The sequence below is a fragment of the Microcoleus sp. AT8-B5 genome, assembly GCF_036705565.1.
Taxonomy (GTDB): Bacteria; Cyanobacteriota; Cyanobacteriia; order Cyanobacteriales; family Microcoleaceae; genus Microcoleus.
In genome coordinates this window covers 202209-224677 of record NZ_JAUBUY010000002.1, presented here as the reverse complement: position 1 = coordinate 224677, position 22469 = coordinate 202209, and the positions used below count along the sequence as shown (strand labels likewise).

The window sequence follows — 22469 nt, the reverse complement described above, 5'->3', positions numbered from 1 at the left end:
TGCGTTAACAAGAGTGTAACGCACCGTTTTTTTGCCCAATAGTGCGATCGTTTCCCCCAAGTAATCAGCCCAGGCTCATCTAAATTTTACTCTCAAGTCCCATCAAATTCTTGTGAGTGGGCGTCCCGCCCGCCCGGAAAATACAATTTAGAGGTCGAACAGCTTATCAAGTTCCTCGGTAAAATAACGGTTATAAGTTTGTACTGAGGACTAACGCCCTCATAAAATTCGCTCGGACTTGAGTTTTCGCTACGAACCAAGGTGACGATCGCCGATCGATCGCACTTGGTACCACCGGAACAAGAGATGGTAAAATTCTATCTTGTTGTTGGAAGAGGGCGACTTTTTTATATTCTAGATAAGTCTCATCACCATAAGGAGCCAATAGGGAAAAATCATGAAACATTCACTTGTACGAACAGTGGCCGCACTGGCAGGTTCAGCAATTTTAACACTTGGCGCGATCGGTTCGGCTAAAGCATTTACTTTTGACGAAACCGAAATTAACCAAGACCGAGTAATTGTCATCGCCCAACCCCGCCCTTCCGGCGGCTACCAATTGCTAATTGTAGAACAGGTATCTAACACGCGACAATGCTGGAGCGAAAGTGGCTCTAATCCCGTGAAAGTCGATCCATTATTAGTTAGTTTTGATTTCACCGGTATTTGTGGCCGTGCAACAGACAGCAACGGCTTTTCAATTCGCATGGCAGGCACCGATTTAGCATTAAAATACGCCCTGACTTTGGAAATTGTTGATGGCGATGTTCTACTAATTGGAACTCCCGTAGATTACCAAGGTAAATCGGTGGTAATAGGCCGCACAAATGGCGATGCTAACGAATTTATGAAAATCACTCTCGATCCTGCTTGGCGCTTGAGCAAAAGAGCTTATCAAGGCCGCACATTAGGTCACTTTTATTTCACTACCAATCAAGCCGCACCGGAAGAAATTGGCAATACCGGAGGCAATACCGAAGCAATACCGCAGCCAATACCAATACCAATACCAACACCGCAGCCAACACCGCAGCCAATACCGCAGGAAATACCAATACCGCAGCCAATACCGCAGGAAATACCAATACCGTAGGCAATACTGCCTTTTCTACAATTTGGAGATAGCTACCGATGATATCTACGCTTCCGAAATTAAAGAAGCTGTGAACCTGGGGTTTGTAGCCGGGTTTTCTCAAGATAATACCTTTCGACCACAACTTGCTGTTACCAGAGAGCAATTGGTATCTTTAGTTTGGGAATTCTTGAAATGAATACAAGGTGCTAATATCACATTTCCTAGCTATGTTTCTATCCCTCCCTATAGCGACGTTCCTATTTCCCACTGGAGTGCCGGAAAAGTTCTATTTGCGCGGGACAACAAGATAGTTAGCGGCTATCAAGATGGAACTTTTAAACCTACCCAGCCCGTCACTCGCGCTGAATTGATGGGGGTGCGCCGTCGAGAGGCGGAATTCGGTTTTTCGGCGGGAATGCAGCCAAATTTAGTTGCTAAAGAGCCGTCTAAAACTTTTTTAGAATAACGGCTCATTAATGTCTGAACATATTGACGATATTGAGCTAGTTTGTCCATTGCACAATTACCTCATTTGTTTGTTAATACTTATATTATGTTGTAATCTTTTCAAGAACGGGCTCTCCGGCCCGTTCCACAAAACTTGATTTTATTGTGGAATGGGCCGGAGAGCCCGTTCCTAAACAAGTAATTGAGAAGGGTGCAAGATATCAGTTAATCAGGACTAAAGTCCTGATTACAAACCAGTTCGTAATCAGGACTTTAGATTTCATCATATCGTTTACTTGGGTTTCTTCTTAGATAGCTTTTTAGGAGTTTTCGGAACCGGGATTGTCTCTAATTCTTGCTGTGCGATATCTGAGGTTGAGTTACAAAAGTCATTCAAAGAAAGTTTTTGTTGCGATTCAAGTTCGTTTAGCAAGTTTGAAGCTGTTTCTAATATTTGTTTTCCCTGTCGGACTTGAATAGTAGTTTTATTTTCGATCGCATCTAGCAACACAAAAACCGAGACTGTTTGCCAAATATCTAAATCGTCGCCGACGACATCGCAAGCAGAGACAATTTTGCCGTTTTGTGGGGCGTGAATTCCTAAGCCGGAATCTTGAATTAACGGCTGGATTTCTGCTAGACTTAAATTCGCAAGGTCAGTAATTTTATGTTCGAGCGAAACTAAATCTGCTAAATCGGGTAAGTTGACCGATTCTGCGGCTAAAGCATCGAATTTAAAGGTAAGAGTTTGATTCAGCGGATCGGAAATGGCATAAAGTGATTGAATTTGCGATCGACTAACCGCACCTTTCTCGAAAAAATTTCTCCCTTGTGGGGCGATCGCAATTTTTCCATTTTCAGCCACCTCCAAGCTTTCCAAACTAACCAGAGTCGCCGCCGTAGTCTTCACAAAAATCTCGTCCAACCCCAGCAAATCCGCCAATTCCTTCAAAGTTGGTGCAGGTTCAAACTCAACACCCGCCCGCAAAATGAACTCTTCCAACACGTTAAACTCGCGCGGTTCGCTAACCGCCACCTCCAGCGGAGTTTGGCGGATTGCAAAGCGGAATTGACGCGCCGCCAACACAGACAAACCCGGATTTTGTTGCTCAATTTGTTCGGCTAGCGAACTTAAATTCGAGTCTATTGTTTTAGTTGAGGACGCTAGAAACATCTACAAAACCTCCGCAGTGACGCACCGTTTTTGAAACTTCCTGATACATTTTCCCCACTGTACCTGTTTGTTGGGTAAATAAATCGTGGCAGCCGACAACTACCAGCAATTCTTGAGCGCGGGAAAATGCCACATTCACCCGTTCCGGTTCCTTAGCAAATCCAATATCGCCCCTAACATTATTGCACACTGTGCTGACAATAATTACAGGTCTTTCCATACCTTGAAATATGTCAACCGTACCAGTACGGATGCTCAAAGCTGGGAATCTTTCGCCTTCGATTCTGTCTTTAATTGCATTTAATTGAGCAGCATAAAAAGTGATAATTCCGATTTCTTTCGGCGGTTCACCATCGGCAACTTTGGGCTGCCAAGCTGTGTCCATTTGTTCGCACAAACGCTCGATCGCATCAATCTCCTTGACATTCAACCGCGAAGTACCCTGTTTTTCCTCTTCAAACCCTTGTCCAATGGGCGTTTTCACCCACAGAATGTGATTATTTTCTTGAATGATTCTACCTGCGAGGTTGTGGGCGCGTTTGGTGTCAGCTTCCTGAATGCCACAGTTGAGCTTTTGCTGGTAAAACTGATTGATTGCGCCCATGATTTGCGGGTGCATTCGGTATTGAGTTGTCAGCATTTTTTTGATGCTGTCGCTGGCATTTTCAAACAAAACTTTGAACAGCGATTCTTTGATAAAGTTAAGTTCGTCTCCTGTACAGCCGATGTCTTCGGCAATATCGTCGATCGTACTTTGATTAAACATCGGCGGCAATTGCCTGTGATCGCCCACTAATACTAACTTTCTGCCTTTCAAAGCGGGAATTAACAACTCTGGCGGAGTGCATTTGCTAACTTCGTCAATGATAACTGCATCAAAGCTGGGAAAGTTTTTAGTAAAATCGAAACTAGCAGCTTGCACGCAAGTAATGCCGATTACGTTAGCATTGTCAATATAAATTTGCTTTAAATCGTTGCGGTCTTTTTCTGATGGATTGCGGAGTTTTTGAATCCAATCTGTCACAAACGTTTGAGAGCGATTTAGTGCTGTTTCTTCTTGTTCTAATTTCCGCTGCCAAGTTTTGAAGAGACGCTTAATTTTGTTCAAAAAAGCTACGGTGAATAATCCTGTATTCGGAACTTCTGGCTGATATTGAGTCGGGATAGTTTGCCATGCTGACTCCCACCAATTTCTCTCAACAAGTAATGCTGCTGTTGGTTGCTGCTGTTGCAGTTGAGCATTAATTTCGCTCAATTCTGCTTGTAGTTGAGCGAGTTGCTGCTGCGAAGTTGCAGCCGCAATTCGCAGGGGGGATAAATGCTCGTCAAGAGTGTTTTTGATTGTCTCCAAAACACCAAAAGGATCTAAGTCAGCAATGGATTTTTCAAGCTGAATCGTGCTGGCTTTCCAAGCCTCAACTTGCTTGACAAACTGCTGCGGTTGCTCCCAAATATTCGATTTTTGGGCGAGATATTGTTCGGATAAAATTCGCAATTTTTCAGGTACGTTTGGCTGTTGGACAATTGCTTGCAACAAAGTAGTAACTTCGCTAATTTTTAAGTTTGCCTCTTGCTGCGCTGTTTCTACCTGAAGTTTAGCGGCGGATATTTGCTGCTGGCTCAAGGTTTGACCGATTTTATCTAATAACTGTTGCTGTTTTATAAGCTGCTGTTCGGTTTCGGTTTTCAGGGGAACCACGCACTGACGGGCATTTGCGAGGATACTGTGCAGCAATTCTTTGACTAGGCGATCGAACGTAGCCTGGATATTATTTGGCTGCAAGGATTGACTGTAAAATTGTTGAATGCTAGCTAAGAAAGTCGCTGCTTTTTCGATGATAAATTTGCGCTGACTTTGGCTGACTTGGGAGTAGCTGGCGAAGTCTTTAGCTAGTTGCTGCCACTGTGTACGATCGCCCGCAGAGAGCACGATCGGCGTTTGACTCAAATTTAGGTGCAGAAACTCGCTAAACCGAAATTGTTGCCCTTGTATATCCTTAAAACCTGCGCTTTCTTCGTGGGATATCGCCTTTTGCAACCGATCCAAATCGGGCAAATTGATTTTGCATTTGGGCGGCACGATCGGCAATTTGAGCGATCGGGCAATTTTCAGCAATCCTGCGGGCAATTCTACCATATCATCCGTCAGCATTGCGCCCGTTTCCCAGCAAGTTTTCACGACTTCATATAGTCCCGTATCCGCCGTCTCAATCCACTGTGCAACGGCGACGACAACGGCTGCAATTTCCGCTTTTCGCAGTTCCAAATTCTTGATTTTCTGTTCGAGATTGTGGCGGTGCGTCTGATTTTGCCGATCGCCCAATTCGAGTTGATTCACAGCCTCAGACATCTGCCGCGACACCCGCAACGACTCCGCAACCGCCGACATAGCGTGACAAACATCATCCGCGCGATCGAATGCCGTCTTAAATTCCGATATTTGCGCTGCTACAGTTTCCTGCAGCCAAACCGCAATCCCAAACGCGCCGCAAGCAGGGCGATCGAACCCTATTTGAATAGCATTGCTAGCAGCAATCCGAACCTTTGCCATAAAGTTTTCTACTAAAACATTGCCTTCTGAATAGGGTTTTAGTCGGGGCATAAACTCGGCAACTTCTGGAGATTCCCAGTTAACTTGCGGCGCATCCAGTAGATTTTCTAGCCCCGAAACCACCGATTCAATCTCGCTTTTTTCGGTTAAAATTAGTTCATAATTGGTTGCTTGCTGGTTGCACTTTTCCTCAATACTTGCTTTACTGTCGTGCAGGTGTTTTAGTTCATTAAAAAAATCTCTCTCTGCGGCACAGTAGGCGGTAAATCGCTCGGATTCTGCCACCAACTGCCGCAAAGATTTGACATTAGTCAGGCGCTGCGAGAGCTTTTGTTCGCAGTCTGTCGCCGTATTTTGCAGCCAAGTGCCGATCGCATTTTCCTCCAAAAACGGCTGCCCTTCTTCCTGCACCTTATGAGCTTTTCCCTTCCGCAAAGCCCGAATCGCCGGATTGTGAACTAACCGACTCAAAGCATTGTCTACAGCCAAATTTGCTTGGGAAGCAATGAGCGTTTTGCCACCCTGACGGGCAATTTGATAGCAAATTTCCGCAATCACAGTCGTTTTGCCCGTTCCCGGCGGGCCTTGAATCAAAATTAAATCCCGCGCCGAAAGCACAGTTTCTACGGCAGCAAGTTGGTCCTCATTAGCATTGCGATTTAATAAGTTTTCCCGATCCAATTTAATCAGTTTTTCGGGCTTTCTCGCCTGAGAAGAGTCGAATAAAAACTCACTCAAATAGGGATTTTGAGCGCGCCCATCTGTCAGCATTTTTAAAGCTTTTTTCTTTCGTTCGATCTGACTAATATCGCCCGCAGCCTCAAAATACAAGAATCCTTGTTTGGGCATTTGATATCTGCCGCCCGCCATGCGAGCTCCTAAATCAACATCTAACTTAATGCGTAATTTACTATGTTCAAAGTCAATTTCGGCGATGCTACCCAATGTCTCTCCGTCGCGGCTGCTTCTGCTTCCGGGCGGCGAATCAAACAGGATAATTTCTTCATTTCTGGCTTTTTTCAGCCTGTCGCGAAAGTCGCCCACTTGTAAGGGATTTTCCTCGTAGCCGTCAAGAGTTGCGGAATTACGATCGATTTCAAAAGTGACGATTTTGAAGCCGGAACCGTAATTGTGTCCTCGGAAAGGTACACAAAATTGACGCGCTTCCGCAATGCGTTTTTCTACATTTAAAAAAGTATGCCAAACCTTTAGTTGTTCGGTAGTCGGTATGTGCCTGTCGTCCCAAAATGGCATTTGTTGGACGCGGGCGATCGACTTTACAGGAATTGGCGATCTACTGTTAGCCAAAAGTCGCAACTGAACCGGCAAAGAATACCCATCTTTCCTCCCTCTGGGAAGCGCCACCAAACCAGCATCCAGCAGTTTTAAACCGCCGATTCCGTCTTCACAGCGTACAGTTGCTAACAACCGCAAAGTGCGATCTGCTTTTTGCAACAATTGAGGTAATTCAAAATCATCTCCATCCGTAGCAAGCAGCAATTCCCAGATTTCTTCTTCGGAAAATCTCTCATTTACCTTTTGGCGACGCACGTAGAAAAGATTGTGGGATTTGCCAGCTATCTCCGACATCAGAATTTCCGCACGTTCTTTGCATTCCCAATCGCAATATTTCCCTAAAGCAGCTTCTCCTTCTATATCCCGAATAAACTTATTAATTGTGCGATCGCCACTAAATTTATATCCCCAATCTTCTGTTACTAAAGATGGCATATTTTGATTTTAGATTTTAGATTTTAGATTTTAGATTGGATTTAAGATTAGCACATCGGAACTTGTGCCGACAGAACCGCGACATCCCAAAAAAAATTAAGGTGTGCATTGCACACCCTACGACCATCGCAAATTACCGTACAGGCAACGGGCGATCGAATTAAACAGTTGAGAATCAAAAGGGCGAACGATGGGACTTGAACCCACGAATGGTGGTACCACAAACCACTGCCTTAACCACTTGGCTACGCTCGCCGTATCAGTTTTAACTATAGCATCATATCTCAGCACAAGTCTAGGGGTAAGGCAAAAATATTTTGAAATATTTCTGAGCGTCCCTGAACCGGACAGATCGATGGTGCCTCAAATTCCAAGCACAGTAGGAGTTTAGCACAATTTTCGCTCTGTGCGATCGGGGTGAGCGATCGGCCTGTGCGAGCCTCTTCGAGGGCTTCGCCAACGGCAATTATCCCGCCCCCAGCACTCAATCGATTTTAGATTTTAGATTTTAGATTTTAGATTTTAGAATTGAAGCATTGACTTGCGCGAGATAAATTCGGGGGCTCCTTTATCGGATACAGGTTTTTTATGTCTCCACGGATGAACCACGTGGCGGGTATCCTGGATGCTTTCGGTCATGGGGCCCGGGTTCGGCAGCTCTGGCAGCGTCCCGATTCGATCCCGCGCATTAAAATAGCCTTATCAGCCCAGGCGCATCTACAGTCCAGCTTGATAAAACTCACCTCTGACACCATTTTTAAGAACAGGCTTTCCGGCCTGTTCCACAAAGAATGAATTTCTTTTAGGGTGGGCTCTTCTAGCCCGCCCCTAAAAGCCTGATTGAGAATGGTGCAACATCTCAGATGAAATGCTTGTGGGGTGTCCCGCCCGCCCAAAAAATACAACGCCAGAAGCGGGACAGTTATCAACCCTCTCTCTTCTGTCTCTTCTCTCTTCCCTATTCCTTCGCGCCGCTTCGCGTCTTCGCGGTTCGTTTAAAAAAAAGTCTTCTGTGCAATCTAAAATCTAAAATCTAAAATCTAAAATCGATATGAGCTACTGTATCAAACCAGAATGTCAAAATCCTCAAAACTCCCACACCGCCAAATTTTGCTTAAACTGCGGCTTTAACCTGTTGCTGAGACAGCGATATCGCCCGATTGAACTTTTAGGTAGAGGCGGATTTGGTAAAACTTTCCTAGCAATTGATGAAGACATCCCATCTCATCCCCGCTGTGCAGTCAAGCAATTTTATTTTTACGACCGCGACCCCGAAATTTTCAACAAAGCCGTTGAATTATTTCGCCAAGAAGCAGTCCGTTTAGACGAACTCGGAAAACACCCGCAAATCCCCACATTATTAGCGGGATTTGAACAAGAAGGTCATATTTATTTAGTTCAAGAGTTTATAGACGGGCCGACTCTTAAACAAGAATTAGACAATAGTGTCTACGATGAAAATCAAATTTGGCAACTGCTGCAAGACTTATTGCCCGTGCTGCAATTTATCCACGACAAGCGCGTCATTCACCGCGACATCAAACCCGAAAATATTATCCGCCGCCAGTCGGACAACAAACTCGTATTGATCGATTTCGGCATTGCCAAACTGCTGACTGATTCAGCGATACTCCGTTCAGCAACGCTCATCGGCAGTCAAGATTATGTAGCCCCCGAACAAATGCGCGGCAAAGTATTTCCTGCTAGCGACCTTTACAGTTTAGGGGTTACTTGCATTCGCCTCATGACGCAAGTTCCTCCCTTGGATATGTACGACTGCAACCACGAGCGCTGGTGGTGGCGCGAGTTTCTCCCCAAAGCCACGAGTATTAGCGACGAGTTAGGCGAAATTTTAGATAAATTGCTGCAAACTCGTCTCACTCAGCGGTACAGTTTTGCTACGGAAGTTTTGGACGATATCAAAGCAGCTTTAGATATTCGCCATCAAAATTTGCTTTCGCCCCAAAAGCCGATCGCTCCTGCTCTTAATAATAGCGACAACTCTGCCGATATCAACGCGCTACCAACTTCTGATTCTCGGATTTTACCCACAAATGCCGTCGCCAATTCCGCAGAAACTTTTTCCTTATCTGTTACTTCAAATCTCGATCCGACCATGATTTCGGCACGGGGAGTTGATTATACCAAACTGCGTGATTTTTTGTCAAACAAAAAATGGAAAGAAGCCGATCGCGAAACTTGGGGCTTGATGTGTCAGTCTCTTTCTCAGCCACCGGGTACTCAGCTAGAAATTAGCCAAATTTACCAGCTACCCTGCGAAGATTTGCAAACAGTCGATCGCCTTTGGTTGCACTACAGTCAAGGTCGGTTTGGCTTCAGCGTCCAAAAGGAGATTTATGAAAGCGTTAAGGGAGACTATATCAGATTTTGCGATCGGGTCAACTGGCAAACCTACAATTCTGCTACTACTTTAGGGCCGATTAAATTTAGTCAGCAAGCACCAATCGGACACCTCCCCTCTCGCAGTTGGGTTGGCGGCATTCAGTGGCTGCGACACCTCGATGCCCTATCAGCAAAATTAACCGAGTGCGACAATAATCCTGCTCCTAAATTGTAATTCGGTCTACCGACTCACTAAGTATAATTTCATATTTAAACTCTACCGGAAAGCAGAGAAATTTGTTGAGCTAGATGTATCCATCGACCGAGGCTCGGTGCGATCGATTGTCGCACAATGGATTCAGAAGGTGAACACAGCTACAAGTCTGCGATCCTGAGACTGTAGCAACAGAATTAAAGAGAGGTATCTATCCATGTTTTTTCACAAAAAACAACTAATGGCTGCGGTGACTGTAGACGAAGCCAACCCCCGTTTTGCCCAATTGCTGCTAGAACAGTTTGGCGGAGCAACCGGAGAACTGACAGCAGCTTTGCAATACTGGGTGCAGTCCTTTCACTGTGAAGATGCAGGGATTAAGGATATGCTCCAAGATATTGCAATAGAAGAATTCAGCCACTTAGAAATGGTGGGCCAACTTATCGAAATGCACACCAAAAACGTTGACCAAACAGAAGCTTACAAAAGCACTTTATTTGCGGTGCGCGGTGTAGGCCCGCACTTGTTGGACAGCCAAGGTCAAGCTTGGACGGCAGCTTATGTCAACGAAGGCGGGGAGGTAGTGCGCGATTTGCGCGCTAATATCGGTGCGGAAGCAGGAGCTCGCCAAACCTACGAAGAGTTGATTAAACTAGCGCCGGATATGGGAACGAAAAAGACGTTGCAGTTTCTGCTGACTCGCGAAATTTCTCACACTCAAATGTTCATGAAAGCTCTGGAATCGCTCGGTAAACTCACCGATCCGATGTTCGGCAATATTCCACCAGATTCCACTGTGGATCTCTACTTTAACTTGTCCACAAATGGCAAGGATGAACGCGGCCCTTGGAACTCGGAACCTACTTTCAAATACATTGCCGATCCCGCTCCCAAAGGTTAATTTGTGAGTTGTGTAGCGTGTGTGGCTTAGAAGATTTAAGCCCAGTGTTAAGTAATTTTTAAGCCGCACACCTTCTTTTTGAGGGTGTGCGGCTTAGAAGATTTAAGCCCAGTGCGTAGGTTGGGTTGAGGAACGAAACCCAACATTTTCTCTACAATTTTCCTTAACTGAACCTTATTGATTTTTAAGCCACGCACCCTAGGATATCGAACTTTTGTGTTGAGTATTTTTCAAGTCACGCGCCCAACGGTGTTATAATTATTTGAAATTCGGCTCGAACATTAACATCAAATCCATATTGAAATTGCGATCGACCTATTTATTAGTTTCTCACGGCAGCCGTGACCCCAGACCCCAACTAGCTTTGGAAAACCTAGGTCAACTGCTGTCTCAAAATTTGGCTGACTCGTTCCCAGCAGTAGCAACCGCCACCTTAGAACTCGGCCCCGCACCGCTGCACGAACAAATTTGCAGTTTTGGCGAACGTACCCTGTCCCTGGGACTGACAGAATTGCAAATCCTGCCTGTATTTTTATTGCCTGGTGTTCACGTCGCCGAAGACATACCGGCAGAGGTCGAAATTGCCCAACAAACTTTTGGTGACAAGCTAAAAATTGAATTGCGCCCGCATTTAGGTTCCCAGGAAGCAGGCTTAACAAAATTGGTAAAAAGTCAGATGGAAGAGGTGACTTTTCTCCCCAATCTGCTATTGCCAAAATGGATTTTATTATCTCACGGCAGCCGTCGCCCCGGAGGTAACTCGATTGTTGAGGAAATCGCCAGCCAACTCGGTGCGCTGACAGCTTATTGGTCGGTAAAGCCGAGTTTGTCAGAGCAAATTGAGAGTTTGGTTCGTGGTGGACAGCAGCAAATAGGGATTGTGCCATACTTCTTATTTAATGGAGGAATTACAGATGCGATCGCCAAAAATGTCGCACAGCTAAAGCAGCAATTTCCTGCGGCGGAACTTCATCTCGCGAATCCTCTAGGCGCAAGTGTACAATTAGCAGACTTAATTGGGAATTTAATTCAAAAATGAACCCCAGAGGCACAGAAGAGGTAAAGGAAGCAAGAAAGATGTCTTTAGGAAAAGTGTATTTAGTAGGTGCGGGGCCCGGAGATCCGGGTTTGATGACCTTGAAGGGAAAAGCTTTGTTAGAGTGTGCGGATGTGGTGATTTACGACGCTTTAGTCAGCCCTCAAATTTTGGCAGCAATCAACCCCCAAGCAGAACGAATTGATGCCGGAAAACGCAAAGGGCGTCACTCGTTAATGCAGGACGAAACCACTCAGTTAATGATAGAAAAAGCTGGAGATAATGCGATCGTAGTTCGTCTCAAAGGCGGCGATCCGTTTATCTTCGGTCGCGGTGGCGAAGAAATGGAAGAGTTGGTAAAAGCTGGAGTGTCAGTAGAAGTCGTGCCCGGTGTAACTTCTGGGATTGCGGCCCCTGCTTATGCGGGCATTCCTTTAACACATCGATCGTACAGTTCCTCTGTCACCTTTGTCACCGGCCACGAATCAGCGGGAAAATATCGGCCGGAGGTAAATTGGCAGGCGATCGCCCGTGGCTCCGAAACCATTGTAGTATACATGGGAATCCACAATTTGCCTTACATTATCGGCCAGTTAACAGCAGCAGAATTAAGTGCAGAAACGCCCATAGCGTTAGTGCGCTGGGGAACGCGGCCGGAACAAGAAGAATTGATCGGGACTTTGGGTACAATTGTAGAGCAAGTTGAGGCGATCGGATTTGCAGCACCTGCGATCGCGGTCATCGGAAACGTCGTCAATTTGCACTCGATATTGTCGGGCTGTCGGCCTGTTTCTCAGACTGTAGAATAAGCGGGGAAATTGCCCCTAAATCCTCGTAGGGTGCGCCGGGCCGCGCACCTTACTGCTAAATCTATTTTTGGCGATTAGTTATGCTCGCCAACAACTAAGGATCGCGAATTAAATAACTTACAATTTTAATTGTTATTGTGGGATGGGCGTCTCGCCCGTCCAAAAAGGACGGGCGGGACGCCCATCCAACTTTCAAGAGTGGAAGTTATTTAATTCTCATTCCTAACAACCAACCACTAACTAATGACTAATGACTAATGACTAATGACTAATGACTAATGACTCAACGCGCCACCTGCCGCATATATTCCCCCCACAACTGAGCGGCATTTGAACTACCTCCCCCAGTCGGAGAATTATCATCATTTCCCAACCAAACTCCAGTCACCAGTTGCTGACTCGGAATATAACCGACAAACCACAAATCTCTATTATCATTAGTCGTGCCTGTTTTTCCAGCTTCTCCCAACCCCAAAGCAGCACTGCTACCCGTACCTCCCCGCACCACACCTTGCAGCATATCAGTCATCGTATCCGCTACGGCCTCCGAAACTAACTGCCGATTGGCAATGCCATCTTTTTGATACTCATAAATCACCCGGCAACTGTTAAAATCATTTCGATCTTTGCAATCGCTGCTGTCAATAATTCGCTTGATTACGTGGGGACGATTGCCCAAACCCCGATTGGCCAAAACCCCGAATGCACCCGTTAATTGCAACACATTAACTTCACTTTCACCTAATACTAAACCAGGGTTAGAACGCAGTTCCGAAGTAATTCCCAAACGTCTGGCCATTCCCACTACATTGTCTAAACCGACATCTTGTGCAATTCTCAAAGCAACTGCATTTTCCGACTGTGCTAAACCCCGATACATATCAGCATTACCGCTGGTTCTTTCGCAGCCGCTGTAACTTTGTCCGCCCCAAGAAAGGGGGGCGCAAGAATAAGTTTTATCGGGTGAGATTCCCTGTTCCAGGGCGGCTGCATAGCTGAAAATCTTAAATGTAGAACCGGGCTGTCTCAAAGCTTGGGTAGCCCGATTAAACTGACTTTTTAAGTAATCTACGCCCCCAACTAAAGCTAAGACTTCCCCGGTTGTACTATTGAGAGTTACCACGGCTCCTTGAGAAAAACCTGCACTGGCTCCCGCATTTTCAACAGCATTTCTGAGGGAAGTTTCCGCCAACTTTTGCAGGCCGGGATTCAAACCTGTTTCTACAATAAAATTGCCTTCTCTGGCTAACTGCTCCCCCAGCAAAAACTCCAATTCGTCAAATACATAACTGTAGAAATAAGGAGCGATCGTACTTTGCAGATATTGGCGGGCTTTAGGATTGATCTCAATTCGCGATCGCCTCGCGCGATCGGCTTCTTCCTGAGAAATCGTCCCCAGGGCCCGCATCCGTTCGATCACTCGATCGCGATACTGTACCGCCAACTGATAATTTTGAATCGGATTAAAACTGTTTGGAGCCGGCAAAATGCCAGCCAAAGTTGCCGCCTCTGACAAAGTTAAATCCTTCGCAGACTTCCCAAAATAAAACCGAGCCGCATCCTCAAAACCGTAAAGATCAATTCCCAAAAACACGCGATTCAAATAAGTCAGCAACAGCTCGTCTTTGCTGTAATAATTCTCCAGTTTCAAGGCAACTACAGCTTCCCGTAACTTGCGTCCTGCCGAATCTTGAGTTCCCACATAATCTCGAAACAAACTCCTAGCTAACTGCTGCGTCACAGTGCTGCCGCCTTCGCGAATTCCTCCCCCGCGAACATTAGTCAAAAGCGCGCGCAAAACTCCGATCGGATCTACCCCCAAATGCCAATTGTAGCGGCTGTCTTCCGAAGCAAGTACCGCCTTGGATAAATAAGGCGAAAAATCCTGCAATTGCTTTAATTCTAAGTGAGCGTTATTCTGAGGAGGACGCAGCGGAGTTTGCCCATCGCGGGCGTAAACAATCACGGGGCCATTGATACTTCTCGGCAGAGGCCGCACTTGAAACTTTGTGGATTCCATCCCTACCAACACGGCAATCAAAGCGGTGATTCCGCTTACGCCATAAAAGCTGTAACGCAGAAGTTGCAAATACCAAGGCGGCGGATATACGAATTGAATTCTGACAGCGGCGGCTAGTTCCGGCGGCCCTAAAGTAAACACGTCTCCGTGACGCAGGGACATACTTTTAACTCGCCTTTTGCCATTGTAAATGCCGTTTGTGGAGTCTTCATCTTTGATGACAAAAGGAGTCCGTCGCCGAGTATCGCGCGACAGGGATAAGTGCACGTGACTGACAACGGGATTGCGAACTACAATATCTGAAGATTTGGACGATCGACCTAACAGATATCGATCGCCCAACAGCGGATAAACCTCTGCTTTAGCTGCACCTGCATCCTGCACCCACAGTTCGGGTACTTTGGCGTTCGGTTTCAGCGCTAGCTGGTTAAAATTAACCTTGGCAATAGTCTGGACTGCTTGGGTAATAGCACCCAAGACGGTTTGAGGTTTGCGGGGCGGCTGCGGTGGGGTCATATTTCGCTGTAGACTACGATCGAGCGATCGGCTCTTGCACCATTCTACTCGCAACTTTTGGCTAATTTCACGATCGGCTCACACTCTCTTAGCGATCGTCGGCTAATGGCGATCGATTTTGGGGTGATTGGTGAACCCGCAAGGCGAGCATTTCCTTGAGCAAATCTCCACCCAGCCACAACAAATCCCGATCTCACCAGGAAATTAAATTATCATAAACTTGCCCCAAAATTAATACTTTCGATAACATTTATAGCGGTTCTCAAGCGTGGTGAGGTATGGGGTGAGTCCTATGCCCTATGCCCTAGGCCCGCGAGAGCACCTCATGTTACTGAGGATCGCGAATTAAATAACTTACAATTTTAATTGTTATTGTGGAAGTTATTTAATTTTCATTCCTGAGAAAGGCTATACCAGATTTACCAACACAATTCGCATAATTAAAACCCCCCTTTTTCAAGGGGGGTTAACAGCCGAAAATCAGCTTGATTCTACTTACATCGAAGAACCCAAACCGGCATAAGCACCGTAGAAGAAAAGACTCACAATGCTGAGAACACCGAGGCCTGCAACAGTAGCTACCAGCCACAAAGGAATTCTGCCACTTTCACTAAACATAGCCATCACCTCACTAATTTACAGCTCAACAAATTCGATGGAACTATCGAAAGCCAACTCAGACACCAGTTAATTAAAGAAATAACTGGAGAACAAAATACCCAAAACAAAAATCAGCAACAAACCCAAATACAAAGAAGTCCGGTTTAACTCAACAGGCTGCTCGTTGGGATTAGGAACGCGCTCAGGCATTGTAAACTCCTATCGTTGAATAAATTGCATTGCTGCGATCGCGCCCAAAAAGAAAATTGTTGGGACACCTAAAGTATGAACGGCCAACCAGCGCACCGTAAAAATCGGATACGAAATTGGCTCATTATTGGGGGTTCTACTCGTCATTTTTCCAAATCCTTGTTAAATTACTTGGCAATGAACTGATCTACTTGTTTCTTAGCTTCAAAGCGATCCGAGATAATCGGCACTTCTTCCCGCTGCGGTGTGAAATATTGGTTAGGGCGAGGAGTTCCGAAAGCATCGTAAGCCAAACCCGTTTGCACAAACAGCCATCCAGCAATAAACAAAGCCGGAATGGTGATGCTGTGAATTACCCAATAACGGATACTTGTAATAATGTCCCCAAACGGACGTTCTCCAGTTGTACCAGCCATTTAGAATCCTCCTTTCAACAACAAATTGACAGACAATCTCTCTTACTATTCTACTATCAAGCAGCTTGCGCTGAACCTTGATATTTAAGTAGAGTACCGCTCGCGCCGATCACAAATCCGCGATCGGGGCCCATAAAGACAATCCTGTAAAAATTAGCCGGAACATCTTCAACTTCGCGGTCTTTTAGCCAAGTTTTCCCGCCGTCCAAACTGCACAGCAAATTGCCTCCGCCGCCGGCTACCCAAACTTCATTATCAGTCCGGTAAGCCATGTCCAGCAAACCCCAACTCGCCTTGCGATCGGGAAAAAACGGTTTTCCCCAACCTTCAGGATTGGACGGGTCGCTAAACTGAATCTGACCGCCGCGGGCAAGCATCCACAAACGCCCGTCCTTGGTAAAGCCCATATTTTGCAGGCGGCGAGAACTATTGCGGTTGTGAGGTTCCCAAGCTTCTTGTCCGGGTTTCCACACCGAGTAGAAATTGCCCTTCGAGGAAACTGCAACATACTGCCCGTCTTCAGAACGGTTGATATTGCGAACTACCCCAAAAGAATCCTGCACAACAGCTTTCCAATTTTTGCCGCCGTCGGAAGTCCGGTAAATCGCCCCGACATCGGTCGTCATCTCGGCGGAATTCGGGCCCAAAGCTGCGATCGTACTCGGAGAACCGGGCAACTGAGAGCTCAAAGCAATCCGCGTCCAAGACTTGCCCTCATCGTTCGTGTGGAGCAAAACTGAAGGCTGGCCGACAATCCAGCCTTCGGAACCGGAAAAACTCACCGACGCAAAACGCGACCTCGGATCGTCGATATCCAGTGCTATAGACTTCCAGCTAGTACCGCCGTCCAGCGTTTCGAGCAGAGTCGCCTCAGAACCCACAACCCAGCCGTGCTGAGGATTGCCCGTAAAGGCAATATCCTGCAAATTAGCGGACGTCGGCAAGGAAATCACTTGCCAGGGGTTGTAACTCACAGAACCGATGGTGCTGCAACTCGTACAGATGAGCGCAGCGGCCAATAACATTACAATTCGTTGCCAAAATCTCACAATCGTTTTACTGCAAACCATACATACTAAGTAACAACAAGAAACCAACGACCAAGCCGCCAAAAATCAGCAAACTTTTCTGACCTTCGGTCATGCCGTTGACACCGACACCGTAGCGCTGATTTGCCTTAAATCCCGATACCCCTTCCATCTGACCGAGATTTTGAAACATCGATTTGCGCGCCCCGCAAACGGGACACACCCAAGTCGGGGTGACATCTGTAAAAGCAGTGCCAGGGGCAATTGCATTTTTAGGATCGCCTTTTTTAGGATTGTAGACGTAGCCGCAGGCTCGGCACTCGTGCCGATCGAGGGTATTAGTCTCCGTGGCTCGATCGCTCATAAATCCAAAATTATGGGTCAGCTAATCGTGAAGTACCTCAACTAAACTTCGTTCGAGTTGGGGCTTCCAACTAAAACTCATATGAGGACGGTCTTATTCGTCTTCGAGGTTTCCCGTCTCAACCGCCGATGCCACGTTAGGGACACCACTTGGGTGTTCGACACTTAAGTCGAGGATGGTCTTACTTAGCGTCCACAGGCAGCCGCCCGTCTTCCACAGGCAGTTACAATATTAAAATATACATTAAAAATTATTGCAGAAGATGGAGGATTAATCTCAACTAACTCGTAATTTTAGCTACCCAAAATCTATATAATGTAACAGACAAGTTACAGAACCCTTTCACCTAGGCAGTAATTATTCATCGTGTTTGCACTCAGCGGCTACGAGTATTTCTTAGGCTTCCTGTTAATTTCCAGCCTAGTCCCTATCCTCGCCCTCACGGCGTCTAAGGTACTGCGGCCCAAAAGTCGTCCCTACGACCGACGCACTACCTACGAATCCGGCGTCGAGCCGATCGGCGGAGCCTGGATTCAGTTCAACATCCGATATTATATGTTCGCCCTGGTCTTCGTCATCTTCGACGTAGAGACCGTCTTCCTCTATCCTTGGGCGGTTGCTTTCAACCAGCTAGGACTGTTGGCTTTCATCGAAGCCTTGTTTTTTATCACGATCCTCGTTATTGCTCTTGTCTATGCATGGCGCAAAGGAGCCTTGGAATGGTCTTAAGTTCTGACAAATCACAAAAACCTCTAATTGTCAACCCCGCTATTCGCCCTGAAGTCACATCCGAATTATCAGAGAACGTCATCCTAACTACGGTTGATGACCTCTACAATTGGGCGAGACTTTCGAGCCTGTGGCCCCTGCTTTACGGTACCGCTTGCTGCTTCATCGAATTTGCAGCTTTGATCGGATCGCGCTTCGACTTCGACAGATTCGGCTTAGTACCCCGATCGAGTCCCCGACAAGCCGACTTGATCATCACCGCCGGCACAATTACCATGAAGTACGCCCCCATCTTGGTGCGGCTGTACGAACAAATGCCCGAACCCAAATACGTCATCGCGATGGGCGCTTGCACCATCACCGGCGGAATGTTCAGCGTAGACTCCACCACAGCAGTCAGAGGCGTTGACAAACTGATTCCTGTAGACGTGTACATCCCCGGCTGTCCCCCCCGCCCAGAAGCGATTATTGACGCAATTATCAAACTGCGGAAAAAAATCGCCAACGATTCCATGCAAGAACGGGCCAATTTGCTACCAACCCACCGCTACTACACCAGACCCCACAAGATGAAAGTAGTAGCCGACATTTTAGATGGCAAATATTTGTCAGTTCCAGGCCGGATGGCGCCACCGAAAGAATTGACCGAAGCAATGGGAATGCCAGTACCACCGGCTTTGCTTGCAGGACAAAAACAGGAGGTAAACCGTGGCTGAGACAGAATCTGCAATTGTTGAAGCCGGGAAGGTTTCCCAGTGGTTGACTCAAAATGGCTTTGAACACGAAGCTTTAGCGGCCGATAATTTGGGCGTGGAGATATTAAAGGTCGATCGAGACTTCTTAATTCCGATGTCAACAGCACTGTATGCCTACGGGTTTAATTATATGCAGTGCCAGTGCGCCTACGACCAAGGGCCGGGAGAAGATTTAGTCAGCGTCTACCACTTGGCTAAGCTGACAGATAATGCTTCCCATCCCGAAGAAGTCCGCGTCAAAGTATTCATTCCCCGCGAAGATCCCAGAGTGCCATCAGTCTACTGGATTTGGAAAGCAGCCGACTTTCAAGAGCGGGAATCCTACGATATGTACGGCATAGTCTATGAAGGACATCCGAATCTGAAACGGATTTTGATGAACGAAGATTGGGTAGGCTGGCCGCTGCGGAAAGATTACATTTCCCCTGATTTCTACGAATTGCAAGACGCTTATTAAGGGAGTTTTGCGAGGGCGGGTTTAGAGCATAAAATTGGGCTTTTAAAGTTGAGTTTTATGCGAAACTCGCCCTCTATTTTTTTGATTAACTGCTTCCTAGGCTCTGCCTGGTAACCGATGTCCAAAAACGCTATTTTCAAAAAAGTATTAGTATGGTTTACGAAACTGCTGGTTTAATAGCTTTACTAAGTATCGTAATAATTTACCTGCAACTTCGCAGGGGTAAGAACAAACCGAATGATAACCAGCTCGAAGTGCAGAAAGTTGAGCTGAGGCAAATGCAGTTACAACAAGCAAATAACCTATTTACCGCCTTTATAGTTCAAATCCTTGCAAGATTTAAGCAAACAGAGGCAGAACTCAAGGCAGCTACTACTGAGAACAATTCTTTGAAGCAGACGGTTCAAAAGCTACAACAACAGTTAGCAAGCGTTGAGATCGAAAGAGATGAAGTAAGGAAAATTTCAACAAATCTTCGTATTGAAAATATTTACTTTGAACAAAAAATTGAAGAACTAGAAGCTCATAAAAAAGTTCTTATTCAAGAATTGGGTGGTTCTCTCAGCAGTCAAGATATAGAGTTTATAACCTGGGAATTTTTAATCGAGAAAGTTAAAGAGGTTACTAGACAGCTTAATGAAGTCATAGCCCTAAATCAATCCCTCATTAAAACAAATACGGATTTACAGCAAGAAATAGACGTTCTGAGAAGAGAGTTAAATCAAGTTAAAGATAATAATACTAGATTGACACAAGATAATCTACAACTCCGAGCTAGCCAAAACTCTTTAGAGTCAGAAATAAGACGAGAATTAGACCGAGTTCAACCTTTAGAGATAGATAATAACCAGCTAGAGCAAGAAAAAACCCAATTAGAAAGAAAGCTTTATGAGTTAAATTCATTAAACTCCAATTCACGTCAATTAGAAACAAAAGTTAAGCAACTAGAAGAGAATGCCATAGAGCTAGAAAAAGCCAAAATAAGTTTAGAGCTACAGCTAGAAAGAAAGGTTTATGAGTTAAATTCATTAAACTCCAATTCACCTCAATTAGAAACAAAAGTTAAGCAACTAGAAGGTAATGCCATAGAGCTAGAAAAAGCCAAAATAAGTTTAGAGCTACAGCTTAAGAACGAGAGAAACAAAGTTGCACTTCTTGAGGAAAAAATTAATAGTTTGCAAATTGAAAATCGGGATGAGGAAATTAATCTGCTGCTTGCAAAAATAGATCAACTAAAGGAGATAATAAAAAGACTACGAGAGGGTCATCATGATGAAATAAATTTATTAAAATATTATAATAATTTAGTTTATTTCGTTCAAACATCTTTAGGAGCTTCAGGAATAGAGAAATTAAATGATTGGGAAAAAACGGAAGAGTTTTACATAGAACTTATCAGTAGACTTTGTTTTATCGATACGATACTCGTAACTAAAATTCGATCCTTGGAATATAAATTACATCCCGTTTATAAGGAATATATTGCTGTGGCTTTAGCTGATAGGTTTAGCTATCCCGGTAAATTTTTGTTTTGGAGTAATGGCGAAATGTGGTCGGAACTAAGTTATTTCTTCAATAGTAAGTTGTAATTAAGAGTTTATAAATCTAACCGATGAGTTCCAACGATCGCCAAACAAAACTAGAATATGGGGATTTTCAGACACCGCTGGAATTAGCCGAGATGGTGTGTCGGAAATTGATAGAACTTGATGTTAACCCCAAAGTCATCATTGAGCCAACTTGCGGCATAGGTAATTTCATTAAAGCTGCTGCAAATTCGTTTCCATCCGCCAGCAAGATTATCGGGGTTGAAATCAATCAAAGTTATTTAATAGAATTAAAAGCTAAGCATGAATTATTACAGGATGAAAGATGTGAGGTTAATCACGGAGATTTTTTTGAGTTTGACTGGACATCATTAATCAGCCAATTTAACCATAGGGTGCTGGTACTTGGCAACTTTCCTTGGGTAACAAACTCACAACAAGGAACTATTGCTAGTGAAAACTTGCCCAAAAAAAGTAATTTTCAAAAGCACACTGGCTTAGATGCACTAACAGGTAAAAGTAACTTTGATATCTCAGAATGGATGCTGATCCATGCGATACAATGGTTGCAAAATCGTGATGCCACTCTGGCAATGCTTTGCAAGACTTCCGTGGCGAGAAAGTTATTGAGTTACATTCATTCAAAAAAACTTAATCTCGCTAGCTGTGCAACTTACAAAATAGATGCTAAAAAGTATTTTGGTGCAAATGTGGATGCCTGTTTGTTATACTGCAAGTTTGACGCTCATTCGCAAAACTACTTCTGCGATGTATTTAGCAGTTTAGAAAGTTCAGGCTGTCACCGCATTGGATATCACAACACTCTCCTGGTTAAGGATATAGACTCTTTCAATAAATTGATTAATTTATATGCTGTAAATTCAGGAACGAAATGGCGATCGGGCGTCAAGCATGACTGCTCGAATGTGATGGAGTTTCGGAAAATTGATAATTTGTTTGTCAATGGATTTGGGGAATCTGTCGAGCTTGAGGAAACTTATCTATTTCCGCTACTTAAAGGATCGGATGTTGCTCAAAATCGCATTAATGCTACAGATCGATATATCTTAGTTACTCAAAAATTTATCGGTGAATCAACCGAAAATATCAAAACTATAGCCCCTAAAACCGGACGTTATCTAGAGAAGTGCGGGCAATATCTAGATAATCGCAAAAGCAAAATTTACCAAAATAACCCTCGCTTTTCGATTTTTGGAGTAGGCGATTATAGCTTCCAACCTTGGAAAATTGCGATTTGCGGGCTTTATAAAAAATTGGATTTTAGGTTAATCGGTGAAATAGCTAATAAACCTGCAATTTTCGATGATACTGTTTACTTTCTCAGCTTTGACAGCGAGAGAGTTGCACGTCAAACTTTTGAGCTTTTGAATTCACCGACGGCAATTAACTTTTATTCAGCACTCGTATTTTGGGATGAAAAGCGCCCGATTAAATCCAGCATTTTAAATTGTCTGAATCTAGCAAGGCTGGCAGAGTTGGAATTTGTAACCGCTGATGCACGCAGATAAACGCAGATGGATAGAGA

The 22469-nt window shown here is 45.1% G+C and carries 23 protein-coding genes, 1 tRNA gene and 1 pseudogene; 12 read left to right on the top strand and 13 right to left on the bottom strand.

Annotated elements, in window-relative coordinates:
* Positions 1–190: 190 nt before the first annotated feature.
* The gene (locus QUB39_RS02485; protein WP_333207775.1) at positions 191–406 is read right to left on the bottom strand and encodes a hypothetical protein; all 216 of its coding nucleotides are present in this window, start codon (positions 404–406) and stop codon (positions 191–193) included.
* Here QUB39_RS02485 and QUB39_RS02480 point away from each other — a divergent pair.
* From QUB39_RS02480 to QUB39_RS02470, 3 genes and pseudogenes are all read left to right on the top strand, one after another.
* The gene (locus QUB39_RS02480; protein WP_333052146.1) at positions 398–1093 is read left to right on the top strand and encodes a DUF3747 domain-containing protein; all 696 of its coding nucleotides are present in this window, start codon (positions 398–400) and stop codon (positions 1091–1093) included. The genes QUB39_RS02485 and QUB39_RS02480 overlap by 9 nt on opposite strands.
* Positions 1094–1115: 22 nt before the next feature.
* Positions 1116–1271, top strand: coding sequence for an S-layer homology domain-containing protein (locus tag QUB39_RS02475; RefSeq protein ID WP_333052143.1), 156 nt, complete (start codon positions 1116–1118; stop codon positions 1269–1271).
* Positions 1272–1385 (top strand): annotated as a pseudogene (locus QUB39_RS02470) (hypothetical protein); the annotation flags it as partial.
* Between the two features lie 11 nt (positions 1386–1396).
* Here QUB39_RS02470 and QUB39_RS02465 read toward each other — a convergent pair.
* From QUB39_RS02465 to QUB39_RS02445, 5 genes are all read right to left on the bottom strand, one after another.
* A complete protein-coding gene (locus tag QUB39_RS02465) occupies positions 1397–1591 on the bottom strand; it encodes a hypothetical protein (protein WP_333052140.1) in 195 nt (64 codons plus the stop codon).
* 223 nt (positions 1592–1814) lie between these two features.
* Positions 1815–2696 (bottom strand): hypothetical protein, encoded by an 882-nt coding sequence (locus QUB39_RS02460; RefSeq protein ID WP_333052136.1) that lies wholly within the window; start codon positions 2694–2696, stop codon positions 1815–1817.
* Positions 2674–6978: an AAA domain-containing protein gene (locus QUB39_RS02455; RefSeq protein WP_333484993.1), complete on the bottom strand. Its 4305-nt coding sequence runs from the start codon at positions 6976–6978 to the stop codon at positions 2674–2676. The genes QUB39_RS02460 and QUB39_RS02455 overlap by 23 nt, the downstream gene beginning before the upstream one ends.
* A gap of 182 nt (positions 6979–7160) precedes the next feature.
* A tRNA-His gene (locus QUB39_RS02450) sits at positions 7161–7233 on the bottom strand.
* A 29-nt stretch (positions 7234–7262) separates the two neighbouring features.
* Positions 7263–7466, bottom strand: coding sequence for a hypothetical protein (locus QUB39_RS02445; protein WP_333052131.1), 204 nt, complete (start codon positions 7464–7466; stop codon positions 7263–7265).
* A gap of 563 nt (positions 7467–8029) precedes the next feature.
* Between QUB39_RS02445 and QUB39_RS02440 the strand changes: the two genes are divergently transcribed.
* The 4 genes from QUB39_RS02440 (at position 8030) to cobA (ending at position 12281) form a co-directional block, all read left to right on the top strand.
* Positions 8030–9556, top strand: coding sequence for a serine/threonine-protein kinase (locus QUB39_RS02440; RefSeq protein WP_333207772.1), 1527 nt, complete (start codon positions 8030–8032; stop codon positions 9554–9556).
* A gap of 196 nt (positions 9557–9752) precedes the next feature.
* The gene (locus QUB39_RS02435; protein ID WP_333207771.1) at positions 9753–10436 is read left to right on the top strand and encodes a manganese catalase family protein; all 684 of its coding nucleotides are present in this window, start codon (positions 9753–9755) and stop codon (positions 10434–10436) included.
* Positions 10437–10740: 304 nt separating this feature from the next.
* Entirely contained in the window at positions 10741–11475 is a 735-nt protein-coding gene (locus QUB39_RS02430; RefSeq protein ID WP_333207770.1) for a sirohydrochlorin chelatase, read from the top strand.
* Positions 11472–12281 (top strand): uroporphyrinogen-III C-methyltransferase, encoded by an 810-nt coding sequence (cobA, locus tag QUB39_RS02425; protein WP_333484992.1) that lies wholly within the window; start codon positions 11472–11474, stop codon positions 12279–12281. Before QUB39_RS02430 ends, cobA begins: the two co-directional genes overlap by 4 nt.
* Before the next feature lie 283 nt (positions 12282–12564).
* Here cobA and QUB39_RS02420 read toward each other — a convergent pair whose 3' ends face one another.
* The 7 genes from QUB39_RS02420 to QUB39_RS02390 form a co-directional block, all read right to left on the bottom strand.
* Positions 12565–14817 (bottom strand): transglycosylase domain-containing protein, encoded by a 2253-nt coding sequence (locus QUB39_RS02420; RefSeq protein WP_333207768.1) that lies wholly within the window; start codon positions 14815–14817, stop codon positions 12565–12567.
* Positions 14818–15312: 495 nt separating this feature from the next.
* The gene (locus QUB39_RS02415; RefSeq protein WP_006635506.1) at positions 15313–15435 is read right to left on the bottom strand and encodes a photosystem II reaction center protein J; all 123 of its coding nucleotides are present in this window, start codon (positions 15433–15435) and stop codon (positions 15313–15315) included.
* Positions 15436–15504: 69 nt separating this feature from the next.
* Complete coding sequence (locus QUB39_RS02410; protein WP_015176850.1) at positions 15505–15627, bottom strand: photosystem II reaction center protein L; 123 nt, start codon at positions 15625–15627, stop codon at positions 15505–15507.
* A gap of 9 nt (positions 15628–15636) precedes the next feature.
* Complete coding sequence (gene psbF / locus QUB39_RS02405) at positions 15637–15774, bottom strand: cytochrome b559 subunit beta (RefSeq protein ID WP_006635504.1); 138 nt, start codon at positions 15772–15774, stop codon at positions 15637–15639.
* A 20-nt stretch (positions 15775–15794) separates the two neighbouring features.
* Positions 15795–16043, bottom strand: coding sequence for a cytochrome b559 subunit alpha (gene psbE / locus QUB39_RS02400; protein WP_006635503.1), 249 nt, complete (start codon positions 16041–16043; stop codon positions 15795–15797).
* Between the two features lie 56 nt (positions 16044–16099).
* Positions 16100–17113, bottom strand: coding sequence for a photosynthesis system II assembly factor Ycf48 (locus tag QUB39_RS02395; RefSeq protein ID WP_333052116.1), 1014 nt, complete (start codon positions 17111–17113; stop codon positions 16100–16102).
* Entirely contained in the window at positions 17100–17435 is a 336-nt protein-coding gene (locus tag QUB39_RS02390) for a rubredoxin (RefSeq protein ID WP_333052113.1), read from the bottom strand. The genes QUB39_RS02395 and QUB39_RS02390 overlap by 14 nt, the downstream gene beginning before the upstream one ends.
* Positions 17436–17801: 366 nt before the next feature.
* On the opposite strand from QUB39_RS02390, the gene ndhC reads away from it, so the two are divergent.
* The 5 genes from ndhC (at position 17802) to QUB39_RS02365 (ending at position 22452) form a co-directional block, all read left to right on the top strand.
* Complete coding sequence (ndhC, locus tag QUB39_RS02385) at positions 17802–18164, top strand: photosynthetic/respiratory NAD(P)H-quinone oxidoreductase subunit C (protein WP_006635500.1); 363 nt, start codon at positions 17802–17804, stop codon at positions 18162–18164.
* Positions 18155–18880 (top strand): photosynthetic/respiratory NAD(P)H-quinone oxidoreductase subunit K, encoded by a 726-nt coding sequence (gene ndhK / locus QUB39_RS02380; RefSeq protein ID WP_333207767.1) that lies wholly within the window; start codon positions 18155–18157, stop codon positions 18878–18880. Before ndhC ends, ndhK begins: the two co-directional genes overlap by 10 nt.
* Positions 18873–19376 (top strand): NAD(P)H-quinone oxidoreductase subunit J, encoded by a 504-nt coding sequence (locus tag QUB39_RS02375; protein WP_333207766.1) that lies wholly within the window; start codon positions 18873–18875, stop codon positions 19374–19376. Before ndhK ends, QUB39_RS02375 begins: the two co-directional genes overlap by 8 nt.
* A gap of 152 nt (positions 19377–19528) precedes the next feature.
* Positions 19529–20965, top strand: coding sequence for a hypothetical protein (locus QUB39_RS02370; RefSeq protein WP_333207765.1), 1437 nt, complete (start codon positions 19529–19531; stop codon positions 20963–20965).
* Positions 20966–20988: 23 nt separating this feature from the next.
* Positions 20989–22452 carry a class I SAM-dependent methyltransferase gene (locus QUB39_RS02365; protein ID WP_333207764.1) on the top strand — a complete coding sequence of 488 codons (1464 nt, stop codon included), beginning with the start codon at positions 20989–20991 and terminating at the stop codon, positions 22450–22452.
* Positions 22453–22469 lie beyond the last annotated feature (17 nt).

Bases quoted from the DNA above. Each gene is read 5' to 3' on its own strand.
- QUB39_RS02480 (WP_333052146.1), top strand. From the start codon at position 398: ATGAAACATTCACTTGTACGAACAGTGGCCGCACTGGCAGGTTCAGCA.
- QUB39_RS02485 (WP_333207775.1), bottom strand. From the start codon at position 406: ATGTTTCATGATTTTTCCCTATTGGCTCCTTATGGTGATGAGACTTAT.
- QUB39_RS02465 (WP_333052140.1), bottom strand. From the start codon at position 1,591: ATGGACAAACTAGCTCAATATCGTCAATATGTTCAGACATTAATGAGC.
- QUB39_RS02460 (WP_333052136.1), bottom strand. From the start codon at position 2,696: ATGTTTCTAGCGTCCTCAACTAAAACAATAGACTCGAATTTAAGTTCG.
- QUB39_RS02455 (WP_333484993.1), bottom strand. From the start codon at position 6,978: ATGCCATCTTTAGTAACAGAAGATTGGGGATATAAATTTAGTGGCGAT.
- QUB39_RS02440 (WP_333207772.1), top strand. From the start codon at position 8,030: ATGAGCTACTGTATCAAACCAGAATGTCAAAATCCTCAAAACTCCCAC.
- QUB39_RS02435 (WP_333207771.1), top strand. From the start codon at position 9,753: ATGTTTTTTCACAAAAAACAACTAATGGCTGCGGTGACTGTAGACGAA.
- cobA (WP_333484992.1), top strand. From the start codon at position 11,472: ATGAACCCCAGAGGCACAGAAGAGGTAAAGGAAGCAAGAAAGATGTCT.
- QUB39_RS02420 (WP_333207768.1), bottom strand. From the start codon at position 14,817: ATGACCCCACCGCAGCCGCCCCGCAAACCTCAAACCGTCTTGGGTGCT.
- QUB39_RS02415 (WP_006635506.1), bottom strand. From the start codon at position 15,435: ATGTTTAGTGAAAGTGGCAGAATTCCTTTGTGGCTGGTAGCTACTGTT.
- QUB39_RS02410 (WP_015176850.1), bottom strand. From the start codon at position 15,627: ATGCCTGAGCGCGTTCCTAATCCCAACGAGCAGCCTGTTGAGTTAAAC.
- psbF (WP_006635504.1), bottom strand. From the start codon at position 15,774: ATGACGAGTAGAACCCCCAATAATGAGCCAATTTCGTATCCGATTTTT.
- psbE (WP_006635503.1), bottom strand. From the start codon at position 16,043: ATGGCTGGTACAACTGGAGAACGTCCGTTTGGGGACATTATTACAAGT.
- QUB39_RS02395 (WP_333052116.1), bottom strand. From the start codon at position 17,113: ATGGTTTGCAGTAAAACGATTGTGAGATTTTGGCAACGAATTGTAATG.
- QUB39_RS02390 (WP_333052113.1), bottom strand. From the start codon at position 17,435: ATGAGCGATCGAGCCACGGAGACTAATACCCTCGATCGGCACGAGTGC.
- ndhK (WP_333207767.1), top strand. From the start codon at position 18,155: ATGGTCTTAAGTTCTGACAAATCACAAAAACCTCTAATTGTCAACCCC.
- QUB39_RS02370 (WP_333207765.1), top strand. From the start codon at position 19,529: ATGGTTTACGAAACTGCTGGTTTAATAGCTTTACTAAGTATCGTAATA.
- QUB39_RS02365 (WP_333207764.1), top strand. From the start codon at position 20,989: ATGAGTTCCAACGATCGCCAAACAAAACTAGAATATGGGGATTTTCAG.